The organism is Paraburkholderia monticola (assembly GCF_001580545.1).
GTDB classification, from domain to species: Bacteria; Pseudomonadota; Gammaproteobacteria; order Burkholderiales; family Burkholderiaceae; genus Paraburkholderia; species Paraburkholderia monticola.
Window position 1 is genome coordinate 242717 of the sequence record NZ_LRBG01000022.1, and the last position, 22020, is coordinate 264736.

A 22020-nucleotide genomic window follows, 5' to 3' on the forward strand; every position below is an offset into this window, starting at 1 on the left:
AATGAGTTACCACGACGAACAAGAATCGATTGAAAGTCTGAAGGCATGGTGGCAGCAGTGGGGCAATGCGACCACGTGGATCGTGCTGGTGGTGTTGTTGGCAGGCGCGAGCTGGAATGGCTGGAATTTCTGGCAGCGTCGCCAGGCCGCGGAAGCCGCGGTGCTGTACGACCAGGTTCAACAGGCTGCGGCAACCGGCGACAAGGCGCAGATCTCGCGCGTCGCCGGCGACATGGAAGACAAGTTCGGGCGCACCGCCTACGCGCAGATGACCGCGCTCGCAGTCGCCAAGGCGCTCTACGCGGCGGGCGACGAAGCCGGCGCGAAAGCGCAGTTGCAATGGGCGATCGATCACGCGAAGGACGACGAGTTCAAGCAGGTCGCGAAGCTGCGCATGGCGTCGCTGCTGCTCGACGACAAGGCTTACGACCAGGGCCTCGCACTGTTGGCCGAGCCGCAATCCGATGCTTTCAAGGGCGTCGTGGCGGACCGCCGCGGCGACCTGCTCGCGGCCCAGGGCAAACGCGACGACGCGCGCGCGGCCTACAAGGTCGCGCTCGACTCGCTGGCGAAGAGCGACATCTCGGCGCGCCAGCTGATCCAGTTCAAGCTGGATGCGCTTGGCGGCTGAGCGTCCCGCGCGGCGCGCCGCAAGCCACGACCGCAAGTCGGTCTCCTTTAATCCATTTCCTGAATGCTTCGTCCACCGATGAATCTGCTGAAACGTTACGCTGTGCCCGTTATCTGTGCGATGACCGTTCTCACGCTGGCGGCTTGCTCATCCACAAAAGACGAGCGCCGTGTGCCGACGCCGCTCACCGAGTTCAAACCTGTGCTCGACGTGCAGCAATCCTGGTCGGCGAGCGTGGGTAAGGCGGGGCGCTACATCTTCTCGCCGGTCGCGGTCGGCAACGCCGTGTTCGCCGCTGGCACGAACGGCACGGTCGCCAAGATCGACGCCCAAACCGGCAAGGACGTGTGGCGCATCAAGTTGCGTGACGACCTGTCCGCGGGTGTCGGCAGCGATGGCACGCTGACCGCGGTCGGCGGACTGAAGGGCGACGTATACGTGCTCGGCGCGGACGGCAAGCAGCTGTGGACCGCGAAGGCGCCAAGCGAGATCATTTCGCCGCCGCTCGTCGGCAACGGCCTCGTGATCGTGCGCACGATCGACGGTCAGATCGTCGCGTTCAACGCCCAAACCGGCGAGCAGAAGTGGAACTACCGCAACCGTGCGGTGCCGCTGAACCTGCGCGTGTCGGCGGGCATGACGTTCGCGGGCGACGTGGCCGTGCTGGCCGGCTTCCCGGGCGGCTCGTTCGCCGCGCTTAACCTGCAGACGGGCGACGCCTATTGGCAGACGCCGGTGTCGTATCCGAAGGGCGTCACCGAGGTCGAGCGTATCAACGACGTGACGGGCCCCCCGACGCTGGTTGGTTCGGAAACCTGCGCAGTGACGTTCCAGGGCCAGATTGGCTGCTTCGATGCGAACTCGGGCCGCGCGCTGTGGGGCAAGCCGTTCTCGAGCACGAGCGGCCTCGCGCAGGATGAGCGCAGCGTGGTCGCCGCCGACGACTGGTCGGTCGTGTCCGCGTTCGACGTGACCAATGGCTCGGTGCTGTGGAAGAACGAGGCGCTGAAGAACCGCGATCTGAGCGTGCCGATGTTGTTGGGCCGGGCGGCCGTGTTCGGTGACTACCAGGGCTTCGTGCATTTCCTGTCGACCGTCGACGGCGCGCTCGTCGCGCGAGTGAAGACCGACGGCAGCGCGATTACCGCGGCACCCGTGCTGGCCGGCGATACGCTGGTCGTGCAGACGCGCGACGGCGGCCTGTTCGGCTATCGTCCGCGCTGATCGCAACACATCGTGTCAGGCGCGCAGGCCGGCTTTGCCGGCCGCGCGCGTTTTAATTGAAGTCTGAGTCGGCTTTGGCGTTCGGCTCCCGCGTCGGATAGTCATGTTGCCCGTCGCGCGATCGGGCAGGCTCAATAGAAAGAATTGCCGAACGGGCTGGTCCGGCATGTCGTGTCGAAATGCCGGCCGTCGTGCAAGGCGGCGCGTGCGCTCCATCGGCGGCTTTGCGAACCGAAGACGCGCTCGAGCACCAGCGGGCGAGCCGTCGAACAGCCCGGTCTGAAACAGGCGGCCCCCCGGTGGCGTCTGCGCAGCCCACTCCCGTCCGCCTGGATGCGCGTATCAATCGCACATCCGGAGCAGGACGAATTCGTGATAATTTCGTCAAAACGTCGCCGCGTCGCGGCCGCCTGACGTCGCTATGCGCGCGATCGGTTGCGATCCCGCGTTTCACCGTGAACAAGATCAGATGAAACCCGTTATTGCCCTCGTCGGGCGCCCCAATGTGGGGAAATCCACTTTATTCAACCGCCTCACGCGTTCGCGTGACGCGCTGGTTGCCGACCTGCCCGGTCTCACGCGCGATCGCCATTACGGCGAAGGACGCACCGGCGAGCGGCCGTATCTGGTCGTCGATACCGGCGGCTTCGAGCCGGTCGCGAAAGACGGCATCCTGCACGAGATGGCGCGCCAGACCCGCCAGGCGGTCGAGGAGTCGGACGTCGTCGTGTTCATCGTCGATGGCCGCAATGGTCTCGCACCGCAGGACAAGTCGATCGCCGACTATCTGCGCAAGGTCGGCCGACCGATCTTCCTCGTCATCAACAAGGCGGAGGGGATGAAGTACACCAACGTCGCGGCCGAGTTCTATGAACTCGGCCTCGGCGATCCGCGTGCGATTTCGGCCGCGCACGGCGACGGCGTCACCGACATGATCAACGAGGCGCTCGAAGTGGCGTACGCCGGTCAGCCGGAAGAAAGCGATCAGGACAAGGAAGCGCGCGGCGTGAAGATCGCGATCGTCGGCCGGCCGAACGTCGGCAAGTCGACGCTGATCAATGCGCTGGTCGGCGAAGAGCGCGTGATCGCGTTCGACATGCCGGGCACCACGCGCGACTCGATCTACGTCGATTTCGAGCGCAACGGCAAGCCGTACACGCTGATCGACACGGCCGGCCTGCGTCGCCGCGGCAAGGTGTTCGAGGCGATCGAAAAGTTTTCGGTCGTGAAGACGCTGCAGTCGATCTCCGATGCGAACGTCGTGATCCTGCTGCTCGACGCGCGCCAGGACATTTCGGATCAGGATGCGCACATCGCCGGCTTCGTGGTCGAGCAGGGTCGCGCGCTGGTGGTTGGCGTGAACAAATGGGACGGTCTCGATCCGCATGTGCGCGAGCGCACGAAAGCCGACCTCGAGCGCAAACTAAAATTTCTGGACTTCGCCAAATTCCACTTCATTTCCGCTGCGGAAAAAACTGGAATCGGGCCGCTGATGCGCTCGGTCGACGACGCCTATTCGGCCGCCATGTCGAAGCTGCCGACGCCGAAACTGACGCGTGCGCTGATCGAGGCAGTCGAGTTCCAGCAACCGCGCCGTCGCGGTCCGGTGCGGCCGAAGCTGCGCTACGCGCACCAGGGCGGGCAGAATCCGCCGATTATCGTGATTCACGGCAACGCGCTCGACGCGATCACGGACACGTATAAGCGCTACCTCGAAAATCGCTTCCGGGAAACTTTCAAGCTGACGGGCACTCCATTGCGAATAGAGTTCAGATCGTCGACGAACCCCTACGCGGACAAAGGCTGAAACAGGCTGGAGCGGGTCTGAAACCCGCGTGTATGCTGGGTTTGGCAGCGGGGCCCGGCCCCGCGCGGCGAAATGAAAATCAGCTATAGTGTAGCGGTTGGCGGCGGATCTCTTTTTCTTCGCCGTCAATTCAGTCAACCTGCAAAAAAATACGGAGTTTGCTATGAGCAACAAAGGGCAATTGTTACAAGACCCGTTTTTGAACGCACTGCGTAAAGAGCATGTGCCGGTGTCGATCTACCTGGTCAACGGCATCAAGCTTCAAGGGAACATCGAATCGTTCGACCAGTACGTCGTGTTGCTCCGGAATACGGTCACCCAGATGGTCTACAAGCACGCCATTTCCACAGTCGTGCCTGCCCGTCCGGTGAATTTTCACCCGGATTCCGAACAGTCCTAACCCTCGTCGCGGCCGGCGTAATGTCGCCCGTTGGCGATTCCCTCCCGGCCGCGTCATTTTGATACCCTCCAATTTGATCAATGCAGCGCTTGTTGGCATCGACTTCGGCAAGATCGATTTCGAAGCCAGTCTCGAAGAACTCAGCCTGCTCGCGCAAAGCGCGGGTGCGAATCCCGTAGTCACCCTCACCGGACGCCGTTCCAGTCCCGACGCGAAGATGTTCGTCGGCAGCGGCAAGGCCGAAGAATTGCGCCTTGCTTGCGAAGCGAACGACATCGAACTCGTGATCTTCAATCACGCTCTCGCGCCTGCGCAGCAGCGCAATCTGGAGCGGGCGCTTAATCGGCGTGTGGTCGATCGCACCAGCCTCATCCTCGACATTTTCGCGCAGCGCGCGCGTAGCCATGAAGGCAAGCTGCAGGTCGAACTCGCGCAGCTGCAATATCTGTCGACCCGGCTGATTCGCGCGTGGACCCACCTCGAACGCCAGAAGGGCGGTATCGGTTTGCGCGGTCCTGGCGAAACGCAGCTCGAAACCGACCGCCGGCTGATCGGCGAGCGCATCAAGGCACTCAAGATCCGGCTCGAGAAGCTGCGTCGCCAGCATGGCACGCAGCGCCGCGCGCGTAATCGCAACCAGACGATGTCGGTGTCGCTGGTCGGCTATACGAACGCGGGCAAATCGACGCTCTTCAATGCGCTGACCAAGGCGCAGGCGTATGCGGCCGACCAGCTGTTCGCGACGCTGGACACCACCTCGCGGCGTGTCTACCTCGGCGATGAAGCGGGGCAGGTGGTGGTGTCCGATACCGTCGGTTTTATCCGTGAGTTGCCCCACCAGCTCGTCGCCGCGTTTCGCGCGACGCTCGAGGAAACCATTCACGCGGATCTGCTGCTGCATGTCGTCGATGCATCGAGCGCGGTGCGGCTCGACCAGATCGATCAGGTCAACGAGGTGCTGCACGCGATCGGCGCGGACACCATCCGCCAGGTGCTCGTGTTTAACAAAATCGACGCGGTGCCAGAGCTGGCGGCCCGCGGCGACGCGGTCGAGCGGGATGAGTATGGTAATATTTCGCGCGTCTTTTTGAGCGCGCGCTCGGGCCAAGGGCTGGATGCGTTGCGCGCTGCCATCGCTGAAATCGCTACTGCCGAACCGCTTTCCGACATGCCGCTCGATGCGTCGGAAGACGAACGCGCGACGCAACTGCGCGACGACCACAAGGTTCCAGAACTGGGGCATTGACCCGTTCCAATTGCACTGACCCGCTGTCTACTCTGGTGAACGAACACAGGTGAACGATTACAACGAGCGGAGTATCTGGCTGCGCATGCGCGCCTCGCTTTCACTGAACGATCCGCGCTGGGGCCGGGGCGACGGCAACGGCGACCGGCAACGGCCGAACGATCCGAAGCGTCCGGCGCGCGACGGTGAAGGTCCGCCCGATCTCGACGAAATGTGGCGCGATTTCAATCGTCGCCTCTCGAGGATTTTCGGGCGCAAGGGCGGCGGTGTCGGCGGCGGCCGTCCGGACAACGGACGCGGTGCGCGTATCGGCGTGGGCATCGTGATCGGCGTGCTGATCGCCATCTACCTCGGTAGCGGCGTGTTCGTCGTGCAAGAAGGCCAGGCGGCCGTCGTGCTGCAGTTCGGCAAGTATCGGTACACCGCGGCGCAGGGCGTGCACTGGCGCCTGCCGTATCCGTTCGAGTCCCACGAGTTCGTCAACGTCGGACAGATCCGTCAGGTCGAGATCGGCCGCAGTAATGTGGTGCGTCTCGCCAACGTGAAGGACGCGGCGATGCTCACGCGCGACGGCGACATCGTCGACGTGCGCTTTGCGGTGCAGTACCAGGTGCGCAAACCCAACGACTTTCTGTTCCGCAGCGTCGATCCCGATCAGGGCGTGATGCATGCCGCGCAGGCGGCCGTGCGCGGTATCGTCGGCGCGCAGAGCACCAGCGATATTCTCGGTCAGGATCACGAAACGTTGCGTCAGCAGCTGATCGCGGCGATCCAGCAATCGCTCGATCAGTACCAGTCCGGACTGGGGGTCACGGGCGTGACGATCCAGAGCGTGCAGGTGCCCGAGCAGGTGCAACCCGCGTTCGACGACGCCGCGAAGGTGCACGACGAAAACGAACGCGCGAAGCGCGAGGCCCAGGCTTATGCGGCCGACCTCCTGCCACGTGCGCAGGCCGACGTCGCGCGTCAGATCCAGGAAGCCAAAACTTACAGCGAAACCACGGTCGCGCAGGCGCAGGCAGAGGCCGAGCGCTTCAAGCAGGTCTACACGCAATACGCGAAGGCGCCGGCGCTCGTGCGCTTCCGCCTGTACATGGAAACCATGCAGCAGATCTACGCGAACGCGACCAAGGTGTTCGTCGACGCGAAGAACGGCAACAACGTGCTGTATCTGCCGCTCGACAGGCTCGTCGAACAGAACCGCGAGCGCCAGGCCGCGGCGGCGGCCGCCGCCGCATCGGGCCCCGCCGCTGCGGGTCCCGCTGTAGCGGGCGCGCCGCAAGTGGCGAGCGCGGCCGCGCCGTCGGCCGCCTCGGCGCCTGACACTGGCGCGGCGGCAGGCTCCGCCGCCGACGTCGCGTCGGGTCCCGCCGCTGCTTCCGCACCGGCGCCGGCGAGCCGGCCGAGCGCCGCGTCGCTGCGCTCGCGCGAAGCGTTCCGCAATCGCATGCGCGAAGACGACGTTCAATAAGGGGCGCACAAGAATATGAACCGAATCATTGCGCTTATCGTTGCCGTCGTTATCGTGCTGTTCGCGGCATCGTCGATGGTGTTCGTCGTCGATCAACGACATATGGCCGTGCTGTCCGCGCGCGGCGACGCCACGCCCACACTGCTCGGCCCCGGCCTGCACGTGAAGCTGCCGCCGCCGCTGCAAACGGTCACGCTCGTCGACAATCGCATCCAGTCGCTCGACGCACCCGACGAAGATCACTACGTCACGTCCGACAAAACCGATCTGCTGGTCAACCCGGTCATCAAGTTCCGCGTAACCGATCCGCTGAAGCTGGTCGCCGAGACGAAGGGTGATCTGCAGAGTCTGCCGGACCGGCTCGCGCTGCTGTCGCGCGGTGCGCTCGGCGATGTGTTCGGCAAGTTCACGCTGTCCGACGCACTTGCCAAACAGCAGACCGTCGCCGAAGAGGCACGCGGCGCGATGGACAAGGGCGCGGCCTCGCTCGGCGTGTCGGTCGTGGATGTGCAGCTCACGCGCGTCGATTTCCCGGCCGCGGTGGCCGACTCGGTATTCAAGCGCATGATCGCGGCGCGCGAGCAGGTCGCGGCCGACGAGCGCGCGAAGGGCGCCGCCGAAGCCAACCAGATCCGTTCGGACGCGCTCGCGAAGCAGCAGGCGGTGCTCGCCGACGGGCTCGCGCAAGCGCAAGGCATTCGCGGCGAAGGCGATGCGAAGGCCGCGGAGATCGCCGCCGAAGCGTTCGGCAAGGACCCGCAGTTCTACCAGTTCTATCAAAGCATGCAGGCGTACCGGAAGACCTTCAAGCCGGGCGATCTGATCGTGGTCGACTCCAGCAGCGAGTTCTTCCGCTTCATGCGTAGCCCGACCGGCGGCGTCGCCCCGGACGCTCCCGCGCCTGCTGCGCGCAAACGCTGATTACCGAAGGCCGCGGCATCCGCATCGCGGCCGCTTCACTCGCATGGACATAGCTGGTTCGTTATTGCTCGCGATCGCGTTGATGCTGATTATCGAGGGGATGTTCCCCTTCGTTTTTCCGAGCGCGTGGCGCGACACGTTCCGTAAAATAGCGGAACGGCCGACGCATCATATTCGCGTCGGCGGGCTCATCGTGATGCTGCTCGGGCTGATACTGCTGTTCATCGCGACCTGAAACCGGCTTGCTTGTCTGACAAGCACCGCGAGTTGCCGCAGGCCGCCGCGTGTTTCGCCTGTTCGAGCAACGTGCCGGCTGTCCGGCCAGCTCGCCGCGCGTCGCGCGTGAGCCGAGAATGCCGCACGAGCGTCTGCACCAGCCGCCAGAATCAAGCCGCTGCACGCCATTACTCTCATTCATCGGCGCTTCAAGACGCCGTGTTCAACGCCGTAGGACTGTATCGATGTCGACCTGGTTGCTTCCCGAGAATATTGCCGACGTGCTGCCGTCGGAGGCCCGCAAGATCGAAGAATTGCGGCGTCATTTGCTGGACCGTTTCCGCTCGTACGGCTACGAGATGGTGATGCCGCCGCTGCTCGAGTACCTCGAGTCGCTGCTGACCGGCGGCGGTCACGATCTGAACCTGCGCACCTTCAAGCTCGTCGATCAGCTGTCGGGCCGCACGCTTGGTCTGCGCGCCGACATCACGCCGCAGGTCGCGCGCATCGACGCGCATCTGCTGAACCGCCAGGGCGTCACGCGTCTTTGCTACGCGGGCAACGTCGCGCACACGCGGCCGCGCGGCCTGCATGCGACGCGCGAGCAGATCCAGATCGGCGCCGAAATCTACGGCCACGCGGGCCTCGAGGCGGACCTCGAAATCCAGCAACTGATGCTCGACGCGCTGCATCTGGCCGGCCTCGCGAAGGTGCGTCTCGACCTGTGCCACGCGGGCGTGCTGGCGGCGTTGATCGAAGCCGAGCCGGCCGCCGAGGAACTCGGCCAGGCCCTCTACGACGCGCTGGCCGGCAAGGACGTGCCGCGCCTCGTCGAGATGACCGCGCAATTTTCGCCGGTGATTCGCGATGCGCTGCGCGCGCTGCCGACGCTGTACGGCGACGCGTCGGTGCTCGAAGAGGCGCGCGCCCGTCTGCCGAATTCGCCGGCGATCGCCCGTGCGCTCGACGACCTGGCGTTTCTCGCGAGCCAGGTCGACGGGGCCGAAGTGATGATCGACCTCGCCGATCTGCGCGGCTACGCGTACCACAGCGGCGTGATGTTCTCCGCGTACGTGGACGGCGTGCCGAACGCGGTGGCGCGTGGCGGCCGTTACGACCACGTCGGCCAGGCCTATGGGCGCGCGCGCGCGGCGACCGGATTTTCGCTCGATCTGCGCGAAGTCGCGCGCATCTCGCCGGTCGAAGCCCGCAGCAGCGCGATCCTCGCGCCGTGGCGGCACGACGAGGCATTGCGCGTCGCGGTCGCGGCCTTGCGCGACGGCGGTGAAGTCGTGATCCAGGCGCTGCCTGGCCACAAGCACGATCTCGATGAATTCGCGTTCGACCGTGTGCTGGTCGAGCGCAATGGCGCATGGGTGGTCGAACCGCGCGCCTGAGCCGCGCGTTCCGATCAGCGCTGCCGGGGCGCCTCCCCGGTGCTCGCCACAAGGCGGCGCAATCACCGCCCGAACCGGGCGCGGTGCCATGGAAACACGCGGCCGCGCATCTTTCGCAATACTCAACATAACGTGCATACCGTTGAGCGGAAACGGAAAAATTCCGGAAGCTTCCGCGAACATAGGTAAAATACGTTTTTAACCAGCTTACGAAACAACATGTCTGCCAGCGCAGTGAATGTGAACCCCGGGCGCAACGTCGTCGTCGTGGGTACCCAATGGGGTGATGAGGGCAAGGGCAAGATCGTCGACTGGCTGACGGACCACGCTCAAGGCGTCGTTCGCTTCCAGGGCGGTCACAATGCCGGTCACACGCTTATCATCGGCGGCAAGAAAACCATCTTGCGTCTGATTCCGTCGGGCATCATGCATCCCGGCGTCGCGTGCTATATCGGCAATGGCGTCGTGTTGTCGCCGGAAGCGTTGTTCAAGGAAATCGGCGAACTCGAGGCCGCTGGCGTCGACGTTCAGAAACGCCTGTTCATTTCCGAAGCCACCACGCTGATCCTGCCGTATCACATCGCGATCGACCAGGGCCGCGAAGCGCGCCGTGGCGCGGGCAAGATCGGCACGACCGGCCGCGGCATCGGCCCGGCCTACGAAGACAAAGTCGCGCGCCGTGGCCTGCGCGTGCAGGACCTGTTCGACGCACCTGCCTTCGCCGAGCGCCTGCGTGAAAACCTCGACTATCACAACTTCGTGCTCACGCAGTATCTGGGCGCCGCCGCGGTCGATTTCCAGCAGACGCTCGACACGATGCTGAGCTACGCCGACCGTCTGAAGCCGATGGTCACCGACGTGTCGCGCCGCCTGTACGACGTCAACGCGAACGGCGGCAATCTGCTGTTCGAAGGCGCGCAGGGCACGCTGCTCGACATCGACCACGGTACCTATCCGTTCGTCACGTCGAGCAACTGCGTCGCGGGTGCCGCGACGGCAGGCGCGGGCGTCGGTCCGCAAAAGCTCAACTACATCCTCGGTATCACGAAGGCGTACTGCACGCGCGTCGGTTCGGGCCCGTTCCCGAGCGAGCTGTACGATGCGGACAACGCCTCGCGCCAGGATCCGATCGGCCTCGAACTCGCCACCGTCGGTAAGGAATTCGGCTCGGTTACCGGCCGTCCGCGCCGCACCGGCTGGCTCGACGTCGCCGCGCTGCGCCGCTCGATCCAGATCAACGGTGTGACGGGTCTGTGCATCACGAAGCTCGACGTGCTCGATGGTCTCGACGAAGTGAAGCTGTGCGTCGGCTACACGGTCGACGGCCAGAACGTCGATCTGCTGCCGCGCGGCGCGACCGAAGTGGCGCGCTGCGTACCGGTCTACGAAACCTTCGCGGGCTGGAAGGAAAGCACGGTCGGCATCAAGGAGTGGGACAAGCTGCCCGCCAATGCGCGTGCGTATCTCACGCGTGTGGAGGACACCGCGGGTATTCCGATCGACATGGTGTCCACCGGTCCGGATCGCGACGAAACGATTCTTCGGCGTCATCCGTTCAAGGTTTAAGCAATGCAAGGTGTACCGATGATCGCGATGAAAGATCCGCGCAACGACGACAAGAACCTGTGGGTCGGCTGGGACGAATATCACCGGCTGATCGAGTTGCTGGCGCTCGGCGTGCACGAATCGGGCTGGAAGTTCGACCAGATCCTGTGCCTCGCGCGCGGCGGTTTGCGCGTCGGCGACCAGCTCTCACGCATCTATGATCTGCCGCTGGCGATTCTGGCAACGAGCTCGTATCGCGAGGCGGCCGGCACGGAACAGGGCGAGCTCGACATTGCGCAATACATCACGATGACGCGCGGCGAATTGCACGGCAACGTGCTGCTCGTCGACGACCTCGTCGATTCGGGCGTCACGCTCGCGCGCGTGCAGCAGCATCTGAAGGAACGCTATCCGGCGATCACGGCGGTGCGCTCGGCCGTGCTGTGGTACAAGGGCTGCTCGAAGGTGAAGCCCGATTACCACGTGCAGTATCTGCCGACCAACCCGTGGATTCATCAGCCGTTCGAGGAGTGGGACACGGTGCGTCCCCATAACCTCGGGGCGTGGATCAAGCGCGGCATCGCGCAGGCCGAACAGTCGTCGGGTCATTGACGCGAAGCCGCGCGCGCGTCATGCCAGGTTGCATCGCATGTCGCGCGTCATCGCGGTGTCATAAAACGGAGCCCAGTCGGGCTCCGTTTTTTTATGCGCGCCGCGCATCGCCGGGATGCCCGCATCGCGGCAGACGCGTCCATATCGCAGTGCTACACTGCGCGGACATCCACGTGGCGTATCCACAACAAGCCGGGCAGTGCCGGATGTGCAGTTTAGAATAGCGGTCGTTTTTTCCGCCCGGGAACGGATCTCCTCGCGTTCATGACAGATAACAATCACGTACACAAACAGCCGCTGCCGTCCCTTGCGATTGCCGCGATCGGAGTCGTGTTCGGCGACATCGGCACGAGCCCCTTGTACTCGCTGAAGGAAGCCTTCAGCCCGTCGCACGGCATCCCGCTGACCGATCAGTCGATCCTTGGCGTGATCTCGCTGCTGTTCTGGGCGATCGTGATCGTGGTCGGCATCAAGTACGTGATGTTCGTGATGCGTGCCGACAACAACGGCGAGGGCGGTGTCCTCGCGCTGATGGCGCTGGCGATGCGCTCGGTCGATCAGAAATCGAAAGCGGCCGGCCTTCTGATGATGCTCGGCATCTTCGGCGCCTGCATGTTTTACGGCGACGCGGTGATCACGCCGGCGATCTCGGTGATCTCGGCGGTCGAAGGCCTCGAGATCGCCGCGCCGCATCTGTCGCATCTGGTGATTCCGCTGACCATCGTGATCCTGATCGTGCTGTTCTGGATCCAGCGGCATGGCACGGCCACCGTCGGCCGTCTGTTCGGGCCGATCATGGTGCTGTGGTTCCTCGTGCTTGCCGTGCTTGGCCTGTGGCACATCATGCAGTCGCCGAACGTGATCAGCGCTCTCAATCCGTACTACGCCTACACGTTCATGGCCGCGCACGTACTGCAGGCCTACGTGGTGCTCGGCTCGGTCGTGCTGGTGCTGACCGGCGCCGAAGCGCTGTACGCGGACATGGGCCACTTCGGCGCGAAGCCGATCCGCATGGCGTGGTACGTGCTCGTGATGCCGTCGCTGGTGCTGAACTACTTCGGCCAGGGCGCGCTGCTGATGCACGACCCGAAGGCGATCGAAAACCCGTTCTTTCTGCTCGCGCCTGATTGGGCGCTGCTGCCGCTCGTCGTGCTGTCGACGGTGGCGACGGTGATCGCGTCGCAGGCGGTGATTTCGGGCGCGTATTCGCTGACGAGTCAGGCGATCCAGCTCGGCTACGTGCCGCGCATGAAGGTCCTGCACACGTCCGAACTCGCGATCGGGCAGATCTATGTGCCGGTCGTGAACTGGATGCTGCTGTTCATCATTCTGTGCATCGTGATCGCCTTCAAGAGCTCCGACAATCTGGCGGCCGCGTACGGTATCGCGGTCACCGCAACGATGGTGATCACGACGATCCTCGCCTGTGTCGTGATGGTGAAGGTGTGGAAGTGGAACAAGCTGCTCGTCGGTCTGATCATCGGCGTGTTCATGATGGTCGACGTCGGCTTTTTCGGCGCGAACCTGCTGAAGGTCGAAGAGGGCGGCTGGTTGCCGCTGTGCATCGGCGGACTGCTGTTCTTCCTGCTGATGACGTGGTTCAAGGGCAGGATGATCGTGAAGGAACGCACGGCCGCCGACGGTATTCCGCTGATGCCGTTCCTGCAAGGCCTGCTCGCGCATCCGCCGCATCGCGTGTCGGGCACGGCGATCTATCTGACCGGCAGCGACTCGCTGGTGCCGGTGAGCCTGCTGCACAATCTGAAGCACAACAAGGTGCTGCACGAGCGCACGATCTTCCTGACCTTCATCACGCGTGACATTCCGTACGTGAACGACGCCGACCGCGTGACGGTAAAGGACATGAACGGCGGCCTGTACCTGGTGAAGGCAGCCTATGGCTTCAACGAAACGCCCGACGTGAAAGCGGTGCTGCTCGAAGTCGGCCGCACGCACGACATGACCTTCGAATTGATGGACACGTCATTCTTCCTCGCGCGCGAAACGGTGGTGCCTACGCAATTGCCGGGCATGTCGGTGTGGCGCGAGCGTGTGTTCGCGTGGATGCATCAGAACGCCGCGAAGCCGACCGACTTCTTCAGCATCCCGGCCAACCGGGTCGTGGAACTGGGCACGAAGATCGAGATCTGATCGCCCCTGTGTGACGTTCGAAGGCGCAAACAAAAAGCCCACGCAATGCGTGGGCTTTTTGTTGATACGCGTGCGTCAGTCGCTTACTTCTGCTTGAGCTTCGCGAACGCGGCCGCCATCGCGCCACCCGGCTCCGGATCGCGCGAACGTTGCGGCGCGCCACGTCCCGCGCCGCCGCGATTCGAGTTGGCCCCCGAGCCGCGCTCCTGCGGCGCACCGCCGCCGCTGCGCGCGGCCGTCGCGCCGGGTTCGTCGTCCAGGCGCATCGTCAGTGCAATACGCTGGCGCTTCACGTCGACTTCGAGCACCTTGACCTTGACGATCTGGCCGGCCTTCACGACCTCATGCGGGTCCTTCACGAACTTCGTCGACATCGCCGACACGTGCACGAGACCGTCCTGATGCACGCCGACGTCGATGAACGCGCCAAATGCCGCGACGTTCGTCACGACGCCTTCGAGCACCATGCCGGGGATCAGGTCGCTGACCTTCTCGACACCTTCGCGGAACGTCGCCGTCTTGAACTCGGGACGCGGATCGCGGCCTGGCTTTTCGAGCTCGCCGAGGATGTCGCGCACGGTTGGCAGACCGAAGCGTTCGTCGACGAATTCGGTGGGCGACAGTCCGCGCAACGCATCGCGATTACCGAGTACTTCGCCGACCTGCTTGCTGATCTTCGCGAGGATGCGCTGCACGACCGGATACGCTTCCGGGTGCACCGAGGAACGGTCGAGCGGATTCTCGCCGTTGTTGATGCGCAGGAAACCAGCCGCCAGCTCGAAGGTCTTGTCGCCGAGGCGCGGCACCTTGCGCAGATGTTCGCGCGACGGGAACGGCCCGTTCGCATCGCGATAGTCGACGATGTTGCGCGCGAGCGTCGCATTGAGTCCCGAGACGCGCGCGAGCAGCGCGACCGACGCGGTGTTCGCATCGACGCCGACCGCGTTCACACAGTCTTCGACGACCGCATCGAGCGAGCGCGCGAGTTCGCGCTGGTTCACGTCGTGCTGATACTGTCCCACGCCGATCGCCTTCGGCTCGATCTTCACGAGCTCGGCGAGCGGGTCCTGCAGACGTCGCGCGATCGACACCGCGCCGCGCAACGACACGTCCATGTCGGGGAATTCCTTCGCGGCGAGTTCGGACGCCGAGTACACGGACGCGCCTGCTTCGGACACGACGATCTTCTGCAGCTTCAACTCCGGATGACGCGCGATCAGTTCGCTCGCAAGCTTGTCCGTCTCACGCGACGCGGTGCCGTTGCCGATGCTGATCAGTTCGGCCTGAGTCTGCGCGGCGATTCGCGCGAGCTTCGCGAGCGAGCCGTCCCAGTCGCGGCGCGGCTCGTGCGGGTAGATCGTGTCGGTCGCGAGCACCTTGCCGGTGCGGTCGACCACCGCCACCTTCACGCCGGTGCGCAAGCCCGGATCGAGACCGATCACGGCCTTCGGGCCGGCGGGCGCCGCGAGCAGCAGGTCCTTCAGATTGCGTGCGAACACGCGGATCGCCTCGTGTTCGGCTTCGTCGCGCAGATTGGTCAGCAGCTCGTTTTCGAGGTGCGGCTGCACCTTCACGCGCCAGCACCAGCGGCATACGTCGGAGAGCCATTTGTCGGCGGGACGGTTCTGATTGGCGATGGCGAAGTGACGCGCGATCAGTGCTTCGCCCGGATGCGGCACCTGCGCGTCGAGCTCTTCGCCGAGACCGAGCTTGATCATCAGCACGCCGGCATTGCGGCCGCGGAACAGCGCGAGCGCGCGATGCGACGGTACCGTGCGGATCGTTTCGGCGTAGTCGTAGTAGTCGCGGAATTTTTCTTCTTCCGCGGTTTCCTTGCCTTCCACGACCTTCGACGACACCACGCCCTGGTTGAACAGGTAGTCGCGCAATTTGCCGAGCAGATCGGCCGTTTCGCCGAACTGTTCGGAGAGGATGTCGCGCGCGCCGTCGAGGGCGGCCTTCACATCGGCGACGCCTTTCTCCGCGTCCACGTAGGCGGCGGCTTCGGTCTGCGGATCGAGCAGCGGATTGCCGAGCAGCGCGTCGGCGAGCGGCTGCAAACCGGCTTCACGCGCGATCTGCGCGCGCGTGCGGCGCTTCGGCTTGTACGGCAGATAGAGGTCTTCCAGCACCTGTTTGCTGTCGGCGGCTTCGATCGCGCCGCGCAGCTCGTCGGTGAGCTTGCCCTGTTCGTCGATGCTCGCGATGATCGCCGCGCGCCGGTCTTCGAGCTCGCGCAAATACAGCAGGCGTTCCTCGAGGTTACGCAGTTGCGTGTCGTCGAGATTGCCGGTCACTTCCTTGCGGTAGCGGGCGATGAACGGAACGGTCGCGCCTTCGTCGAGAAGTCCCACCGCGGCCGCGACCTGGCGAGGCTGGACAGAGAGTTCAGTGGCGATGCGCTGGACGATCTTGAGTGCTACGGTTTCCGTCATAAGGTCTTGGTGTTCCTGCGGACTCAGTGATGGGCCGCGTGCGGGCGGCAATTCGGGACAGGCCGGGCGGGCGCCGCGACCAGGTTGCTAGAGCGGGGCATTTTGCCATAAATGCCAAAGGGCTCAACCGCGCGGTGTTAGAATTTCGGGCATGTTCCGTTGACCTTCTACGACGTTGCCAATCTCCTTGTTCCTCAACCGTCTGGTCTCTTCGATAACGTCAGGTTCGCTGCCGGGCTCGTCCCGGGGCCCGTCTCAATTGCCGCTGGTTTCGTCGCGTTCTTCCTCGCGTTCGTTCGGTCCTTCGCTCGCGTTGGTCGGGGCGTCGTGCGTGATCGCCACCGCGCTCGCCATGCCGGTGTTGGCGCTGGCGCAGAGCGCGGCGCTCCCGCAAGGCACGGCGCCGGTCGCGGCATCGGGCCCGCAAGCTGACGCGAGCGCCGACAGTCCCCAAAGCGCGAGTGAAGCAGCCGCGCTGGACAAATCGTTCGAGGACCGGCAACAGGTGCTCAATCAGCGCACCGACGACAACAACTATCAATTCGCGGTCGCGCAGCACAACTGCTACAGCCGCTTCTTCGTCAATCATTGTCTGAACCGCGCGCGCGACGCGATGCGCACCGTGCAGGCAGACATCCGCAAGGAACAGCTTGCGCTCGACGCCGAGCAGCGCGTGCAGCGCGCCCGCGAGCGCGACGAGCGCACGGCGCTACGGCGCGCGCAGAACGAGGCGGAAGCGCCGCAACGTGCCGCTGAAGACGCGCGCAACGAGCAGGCGTACCAGGAAAAGCAGCGTCAGCACGCGCTCGATCAGGCGCAGCGCAACGCCGAGGCGCCGCAGCGCACAGCCAACGCGCAGGCGTACGAGGAAAAGCAGCGTCAGCACGCGCTCGATCAGGCACAGCGCAACGCCGAGGCGCCGCAGCGCGCAGCCAACGCGCAGGCGTACGAGGGAAAGCAGCGTCAGCACGCGCTCGATCAGGCGCAACATGGCGTGGCGCCGGCGCAGGCGGCGGCCAATCAGCAGGCCAACGACCAGAAGCAGAGCGATTACCAGCGCCAGTTGGAGGAAGCGCGCCAGCAGGGCGCGCAAAAGGCCACGGAACGCCAGCAGAAGCAGGAGAATTTCGAGCGCAAGCAGGCCGACGCCGCGCAGCATAAGCTCGACGTCGAAGCGCGTCAGAAGCAGGCCGCCGAGAAGGCCGAGCAGAAGCGTCAGGACGCGTTGAAGCAGCAGCAACAGGAAGAGCAGCAAAAACAGCAGCAGGAGCAGCAGTAAGTGTGCTGTAGGGGCCGTGCCGTAGAGTGAGCCGTGGCGGCCAAGCCCTGGGCCGCCGTAGTCGCAGTAATGCGTTTTGAGCCGGACAGCAACCTCAGGCATCGGACCGCGCGCACGCGGTTCGTGCCGCCGACCAGAGGAGGCGAGCATGCGCGATCGTCATCACGTCATCGACGCAAACACACTTCGCGACCGCATTCTGCAACTGGAATCGGAGCATAGTGGACTCGACCGCTTGATCGACCGGATGTCGGATGAACCCGGCATCGACGACTTCGAGTTGCAGCGCCTGAAAAAGCGCAAACTCAAAGTCAAGGACACCATCATCTTGCTGCAATTGCAGCTCGAACCGGACGCGCGCGCCTGAGTTCGCGGCCTGGCAGGCGCCGGGCGCGCACCGCGCGAGCCGGACTTAGCAGGAACGCTTGCCTTGAATTCACCGCATGACACTTCATCCCCGGCTGCGCCGGGCAACGCATCTGCCTCCGACGCTGTCGCGCCGCGCGCGGCAGCGCCGGTGCCGGGTGTGTCGCTGAGTGGGCGACGCGCGAGCGAGCTCGAAGAAATCTTCGCCGACAGCGGTCTGCTCGCGCGGCAGATCGACGGCTATCGGCCGCGTGCGTCGCAGATCGAGATGGCGCGCGCGGTCGCCGCGGCGATGGAAGCGTCGGGCCGCGCGATGCCCGAGCCCGCGATGTTCGAAACGCAGAAGCGCCCGGCGCGGCGACTGCAGCAGGCGAGCCCGGATGCCGCCTCGGTGTCGACCGAAAACGGCGCCGACACGGATAGCGTGGAAGCCGGTGAGAACACGCTGATCGTCGAAGCGGGTACCGGCACCGGCAAGACCTATGCGTACCTCGTGCCGGCCATGCTGTGGGGCGGCAAGGTGATCGTCTCCACCGGCACCAAGCATCTGCAGGATCAGCTGTTCCAGCGCGACATTCCGACCGTGCGCGACGCGCTCGCGGTCCCGGTGTCGGTCGCGATGCTGAAGGGGCGCGCGAACTACCTGTGCCACTACTACCTGCAACGCACCGCCGACAACGGCCGTCTGCCGTCGCGCCAGGAAACCTCGTATCTGCAGGACATCGTGCGCTTCGCGAAGATCACGCGCACCGGCGACAAGGCCGAACTCGCGAGCGTGCCGGAGACCGCGCAGGTGTGGTCGATGGTCACGTCGACGCGCGACAACTGTCTCGGCCAGGAGTGTCCGCACTACAAGGACTGCTTCGTGATGCAGGCGCGCCGCGAAGCGCAACAGGCCGATATCGTGGTGGTCAACCACCATCTGTTTTTCGCCGACATCATGCTGCGCGATACCGGCATGGCGGAGCTGCTGCCGACCGCGAACACGGTCATCTTCGACGAAGCGCATCAGTTGCCCGAAACCGCGACGCTGTTCTTCGGCGAGACGCTATCGACCGCGCAATTTCTCGAACTCGCGCGCGATTCGGTGGCCGAGGGGCTCGGCCACGCCCGCGATGCGATCGACTGGGTCAAGCTCGGCGCGACGCTCGAGCGCGCGGCGCGCGACGTGCGGCTCGCGTTCAAGGAAGACTCGGTGCGTCTGTCGATCGGCCAGTTGCCGGACGATCACCCGCTGTTCGCCGCGCTCGAGACGCTCGAAGCCGAACTCGACGCGCTGGCCTCGGCGCTGGCGGGGCAGGCCGAGCGCGCCGAGTCGCTGGGCGCGTGTCTGCGTCGCGCGCGCGAGTTGCAGGACGTGCTGAGCGGCTGGACCACGCCGCCCACGAGCACCGAACGCAATGCGGTTGCCGCAGGCGAGGGCGACCGCGCCGAGCGAGCCGATCCGAACGAAAAGGTGCGCTGGATCGAGGTGTTCTCGCACACGGTGCAGCTGCACGAAACGCCGTTGTCGGTCGCGCCGATTTTCGCGAAGCAGCGCGCCGGCGTGCCGCGGGCGTGGATCTTCACATCGGCGACGTTGTCGGTGCGCGGCGACTTCACGCACTATGCGGCGCAAATGGGCCTGAACTCGAAGCGTTCGATGACCTTGCCGAGCCCGTTCGACTATCCGTCGCAGGGGCTGCTGTATGTGCCGCGCAATCTGCCGCAGCCGTCATCGCCGATGTTCACCGACGCCGTGTTCGATGCCGCGTTGCCCGCCATCGAAGCATCGGGCGGCGGCGTCTTCATGTTGTGCACGACGCTGCGTGCGGTGGACCGTATTTCGACGAAGCTGCGCGACGCGATCGAGGCGCGCGGCTGGGACTATCCGCTGCTCGTGCAAGGTGACGCGAGCCGCACCGAATTGCTCGACCGCTTTCGCGCGTACGGCAATGCGATTCTGGTCGGCAGTCAGAGCTTTTGGGAAGGCGTCGACGTGCGTGGCGACGCGCTATCGCTGGTCGTGATCGACAAGCTGCCGTTTGCGCCGCCAGACGATCCCGTGCTGGCTGCGCGGCTCGATGCGCTGACGAAGAAGGGCTTGAGCCCGTTCGCCGTGCATCAGCTGCCGCAGGCCGTGATCACGCTGAAGCAGGGCGCGGGGCGGCTGATTCGCGCGGAGACCGATCGCGGCGTGCTGATGATCTGCGATACGCGTCTCGTCGATAAGCCGTATGGCCGTCGCATCTGGCAGAGTCTGCCGCCGTTCAAGCGCACCCGCGAAATCGACGTGGTGCGCGAATTCTTCGAAGAGAGCACGTTGCCGGGGGAGACGCCCCGATAGACCGGCTGAGGTTTTGCATGGGAAATAAACGCCGCTATAAATAGCGGCGTTTTGTTTTTCAGATGGCGAGACGTTTAGCGGACTGGCACCGTCGATAAATCGCGCGCCAAAAAGCAAAACGCCACGGAGATGAATCCGTGGCGTTTTGCCTGACCGTTTCGGGAAGTCATAACGACTTCCCGAAGCAGTTTTCGCCCAGAGGCGAACCCTACGCGACAGCTTACTGGCTTGCGCCCGAAGCCGGAGCTGCAGCCGAAGCAGCAGCGCCTGCGTCCGAAGCGGCAGCGCCAGCGTCCGAAGCAGCAGCCGAAGCCGAAGCAGCAGCGTCGCTCGCAGCAGCAGCAGCACCCGATGCAGCAGCGCCTGCGTCCGAAGCAGCAGCAGCCGGTGCCGAAGCAGCAGCGTCGCTAGCCGGTGCAGCGGCTTGATCGTTGCTCTTGTTGCATGCAGCCAGTGCCACAGCTGCCAACAGGGATGCTACGAGGAGGGATTTCTTCATGATCACGTCCTTTTATGGTTTAAAGGTAAGCAACAGCGCAAAATAAAACCGGTAATGTGCTCCAACACCGACCTGGGCCGCTGGTGGAGATGCTCTTTTGACGAGCTTGAATCTTCCCTACGGCTTGGGCGGAAATTATATGCACTTTCGTACTGACAGTCGATAAATCCGGGGTCAATACGTTGTCTTTCTCATACAAAATTTCACTGTACGGTATAGCACGTGGGCAGAGTTACGCAAGCTCGCCCACCTGTATCCAGCCCGCACAATACCACTCGTGTAGCAGTGCTGTCACCGACGAATCGTGCGATGTTGTTACAAAGCGTTTCGCACTCATACACCGCAGGTTGGCGAGATCAAACAGCCATTTTTTTGCGCCGTCCCACGCTATTTCTTCTCCATTTACGAAGAAAAAACGCCGTTCGTACAACAGGTTAGTCTTGCGGTCGAGCCGCAGGCCGTGTTTCGTCGCCGCGGCGACGAAACGGGCTTCGTTGAGCGGCCGTTGCGGCGGATCGAAGACGACACTCGGCTTCGGTTCACTGAGATACGTGCCAAGGAACGACGCAATGTCCTGCTCATTCCATCGCACTTTAGCAAGCATCGCGCCCACCCGTTCGACGAGCGCCGCGGGTAGTTCAGCGGGCCGCTCGACGGCGGCCTGCCGCGGATCGCGATAAAGCGCGCCGGCCTTGCCCATAGCCTCGCCGCGCTCGGCAAGGTGGTAAAGGAACTGCGCGGTCAGTTCGGCCTCCGACGGCGCGCGAAAGCCGATCGAGCAGGTCATGCATTCGCCCTCGGCGATGCCGTCGTGCGCGATGTGCGGCGGCAGGTACAGCATGTCGCCGGGCTCGAGCACCCACTCCTCCTCAGGCTCGAAGTGCTGTAAAACTTTCAACGGCAAGCCGGGCTGCAAGGTCAGATCTTTCTGCGCGCTGATGCGCCAGCGGCGCTTGCCTTTTACTTGCAAAAGAAACACATCGTAGGAATCGAAGTGCGGGCCGACGCCGCCGCCATCGCTCGCATACGAGATCATCAGGTCGTCGAGGCGCGCGTCCGGCACGAAACGGAAACGGTCGAGCAAAGCGCGCGCGCGGTCGTCGTGCAGGTCCACGCCCTGGACGAGCAGCGTCCATGCGCGCTGCTTGACGGCGGGCAGTTCGTCGGGCGCGAAAGGGCCTTGCTCCAGCTGCCATTTGTTGCGGAAATGCGTGATCAACCTGGCTTCGACGTCGTCCTGATCGGCCAGCTCGAACAGCTCGTCGCGCGACAGCGGCGCTTCGATCTCGGGGATCGCCTGACGGATCAGCAGCGGCTTTTTCTGCCAGTAGCGGCGCATGAATTGCGACGGGCTCAACTGGCCGAGCAGTGCGGTCGGAAGGTCGGGCGAGGGCGGAACAACGGGCTGCGTGGCCGGCTTTGCAGCAGACGATGAATTGCGTGCCGAAGCTGCATCGGCCGGGAGGTGAGTGGGCCGCCTGGGCATCGTATAAT

18 protein-coding genes are annotated in these 22020 nt (G+C 64.3%); 15 read left to right on the forward strand and 3 right to left on the reverse strand.

Annotated features, from left to right (window positions below; all coding sequences use genetic code 11):
• Position 1 precedes the first annotated feature (1 nt).
• The 12 genes from CI15_RS17960 to CI15_RS18015 all read left to right on the forward strand — a co-directional run bounded on the left by CI15_RS17960 (position 2) and on the right by CI15_RS18015 (position 13621).
• Positions 2–631 carry a tetratricopeptide repeat protein gene (locus CI15_RS17960; RefSeq protein ID WP_062129645.1) on the forward strand — a complete coding sequence of 210 codons (630 nt, stop codon included), beginning with the start codon at positions 2–4 and terminating at the stop codon, positions 629–631.
• Between the two features lie 78 nt (positions 632–709).
• Positions 710–1855 carry an outer membrane protein assembly factor BamB gene (bamB, locus tag CI15_RS17965; protein ID WP_062129646.1) on the forward strand — a complete coding sequence of 382 codons (1146 nt, stop codon included), beginning with the start codon at positions 710–712 and terminating at the stop codon, positions 1853–1855.
• Positions 1856–2324: 469 nt separating this feature from the next.
• Complete coding sequence (gene der / locus CI15_RS17970; protein WP_062129904.1) at positions 2325–3662, forward strand: ribosome biogenesis GTPase Der; 1338 nt, start codon at positions 2325–2327, stop codon at positions 3660–3662.
• 163 nt (positions 3663–3825) lie between these two features.
• Positions 3826–4062: an RNA chaperone Hfq gene (gene hfq, locus CI15_RS17975; RefSeq protein ID WP_006051315.1), complete on the forward strand. Its 237-nt coding sequence runs from the start codon at positions 3826–3828 to the stop codon at positions 4060–4062.
• A gap of 58 nt (positions 4063–4120) precedes the next feature.
• Entirely contained in the window at positions 4121–5308 is a 1188-nt protein-coding gene (gene hflX, locus CI15_RS17980; protein WP_075643717.1) for a GTPase HflX, read from the forward strand.
• A gap of 49 nt (positions 5309–5357) precedes the next feature.
• A complete protein-coding gene (gene hflK / locus CI15_RS17985; RefSeq protein WP_062129648.1) occupies positions 5358–6779 on the forward strand; it encodes an FtsH protease activity modulator HflK in 1422 nt (473 codons plus the stop codon).
• Between the two features lie 15 nt (positions 6780–6794).
• The gene (gene hflC / locus CI15_RS17990; protein WP_062129649.1) at positions 6795–7700 is read left to right on the forward strand and encodes a protease modulator HflC; all 906 of its coding nucleotides are present in this window, start codon (positions 6795–6797) and stop codon (positions 7698–7700) included.
• Between the two features lie 43 nt (positions 7701–7743).
• Positions 7744–7935, forward strand: coding sequence for a DUF2065 domain-containing protein (locus CI15_RS17995; RefSeq protein ID WP_062129650.1), 192 nt, complete (start codon positions 7744–7746; stop codon positions 7933–7935).
• 226 nt (positions 7936–8161) lie between these two features.
• The gene (locus tag CI15_RS18000) at positions 8162–9313 is read left to right on the forward strand and encodes an ATP phosphoribosyltransferase regulatory subunit (protein WP_062129651.1); all 1152 of its coding nucleotides are present in this window, start codon (positions 8162–8164) and stop codon (positions 9311–9313) included.
• Positions 9314–9532: 219 nt separating this feature from the next.
• Positions 9533–10879, forward strand: a complete 1347-nt coding sequence (locus CI15_RS18005; protein ID WP_062129652.1) for an adenylosuccinate synthase — start codon at positions 9533–9535, stop codon at positions 10877–10879.
• Between the two features lie 3 nt (positions 10880–10882).
• Complete coding sequence (locus CI15_RS18010) at positions 10883–11470, forward strand: phosphoribosyltransferase (protein WP_241495860.1); 588 nt, start codon at positions 10883–10885, stop codon at positions 11468–11470.
• Between the two features lie 264 nt (positions 11471–11734).
• Positions 11735–13621, forward strand: coding sequence for a potassium transporter Kup (locus CI15_RS18015; protein ID WP_062129654.1), 1887 nt, complete (start codon positions 11735–11737; stop codon positions 13619–13621).
• Positions 13622–13704: 83 nt separating this feature from the next.
• Here the strand turns inward: CI15_RS18015 and CI15_RS18020 are convergent, their stop codons facing one another.
• Complete coding sequence (locus CI15_RS18020; protein WP_062129655.1) at positions 13705–16056, reverse strand: Tex family protein; 2352 nt, start codon at positions 16054–16056, stop codon at positions 13705–13707.
• 331 nt (positions 16057–16387) lie between these two features.
• On the opposite strand from CI15_RS18020, the gene CI15_RS18025 reads away from it, so the two are divergent.
• The 3 genes from CI15_RS18025 (at position 16388) to CI15_RS18035 (ending at position 20027) form a co-directional block, all read left to right on the forward strand.
• Positions 16388–17335, forward strand: a complete 948-nt coding sequence (locus tag CI15_RS18025; protein WP_062129905.1) for a coiled-coil domain-containing protein — start codon at positions 16388–16390, stop codon at positions 17333–17335.
• 148 nt (positions 17336–17483) lie between these two features.
• Complete coding sequence (locus CI15_RS18030) at positions 17484–17702, forward strand: DUF465 domain-containing protein (RefSeq protein WP_013089766.1); 219 nt, start codon at positions 17484–17486, stop codon at positions 17700–17702.
• A gap of 63 nt (positions 17703–17765) precedes the next feature.
• Positions 17766–20027 (forward strand): DNA repair helicase YoaA, encoded by a 2262-nt coding sequence (locus CI15_RS18035; protein ID WP_062129656.1) that lies wholly within the window; start codon positions 17766–17768, stop codon positions 20025–20027.
• A 220-nt stretch (positions 20028–20247) separates the two neighbouring features.
• Here the strand turns inward: CI15_RS18035 and CI15_RS37725 are convergent, their stop codons facing one another.
• A complete protein-coding gene (locus CI15_RS37725; protein WP_075643718.1) occupies positions 20248–20526 on the reverse strand; it encodes a hypothetical protein in 279 nt (92 codons plus the stop codon).
• 232 nt (positions 20527–20758) lie between these two features.
• The gene (locus CI15_RS18045; protein ID WP_062129658.1) at positions 20759–22012 is read right to left on the reverse strand and encodes a cupin domain-containing protein; all 1254 of its coding nucleotides are present in this window, start codon (positions 22010–22012) and stop codon (positions 20759–20761) included.
• Positions 22013–22020 lie beyond the last annotated feature (8 nt).

What these genes read in the sequence shown, in the direction of transcription:
- CI15_RS17960 (WP_062129645.1), top strand. Translation starts at nt 2, where the DNA reads ATGAGTTACCACGACGAACAAGAATCGATTGAAAGTCTGAAGGCATGG.
- bamB (WP_062129646.1), top strand. Translation starts at nt 710, where the DNA reads ATGAATCTGCTGAAACGTTACGCTGTGCCCGTTATCTGTGCGATGACC.
- der (WP_062129904.1), top strand. Translation starts at nt 2,325, where the DNA reads ATGAAACCCGTTATTGCCCTCGTCGGGCGCCCCAATGTGGGGAAATCC.
- hfq (WP_006051315.1), top strand. Translation starts at nt 3,826, where the DNA reads ATGAGCAACAAAGGGCAATTGTTACAAGACCCGTTTTTGAACGCACTG.
- hflC (WP_062129649.1), top strand. Translation starts at nt 6,795, where the DNA reads ATGAACCGAATCATTGCGCTTATCGTTGCCGTCGTTATCGTGCTGTTC.
- CI15_RS17995 (WP_062129650.1), top strand. Translation starts at nt 7,744, where the DNA reads ATGGACATAGCTGGTTCGTTATTGCTCGCGATCGCGTTGATGCTGATT.
- CI15_RS18000 (WP_062129651.1), top strand. Translation starts at nt 8,162, where the DNA reads ATGTCGACCTGGTTGCTTCCCGAGAATATTGCCGACGTGCTGCCGTCG.
- CI15_RS18005 (WP_062129652.1), top strand. Translation starts at nt 9,533, where the DNA reads ATGTCTGCCAGCGCAGTGAATGTGAACCCCGGGCGCAACGTCGTCGTC.
- CI15_RS18010 (WP_241495860.1), top strand. Translation starts at nt 10,883, where the DNA reads ATGCAAGGTGTACCGATGATCGCGATGAAAGATCCGCGCAACGACGAC.
- CI15_RS18015 (WP_062129654.1), top strand. Translation starts at nt 11,735, where the DNA reads ATGACAGATAACAATCACGTACACAAACAGCCGCTGCCGTCCCTTGCG.
- CI15_RS18020 (WP_062129655.1), bottom strand. Translation starts at nt 16,056, where the DNA reads ATGACGGAAACCGTAGCACTCAAGATCGTCCAGCGCATCGCCACTGAA.
- CI15_RS18030 (WP_013089766.1), top strand. Translation starts at nt 17,484, where the DNA reads ATGCGCGATCGTCATCACGTCATCGACGCAAACACACTTCGCGACCGC.
- CI15_RS37725 (WP_075643718.1), bottom strand. Translation starts at nt 20,526, where the DNA reads ATGAAGAAATCCCTCCTCGTAGCATCCCTGTTGGCAGCTGTGGCACTG.
- CI15_RS18045 (WP_062129658.1), bottom strand. Translation starts at nt 22,012, where the DNA reads ATGCCCAGGCGGCCCACTCACCTCCCGGCCGATGCAGCTTCGGCACGC.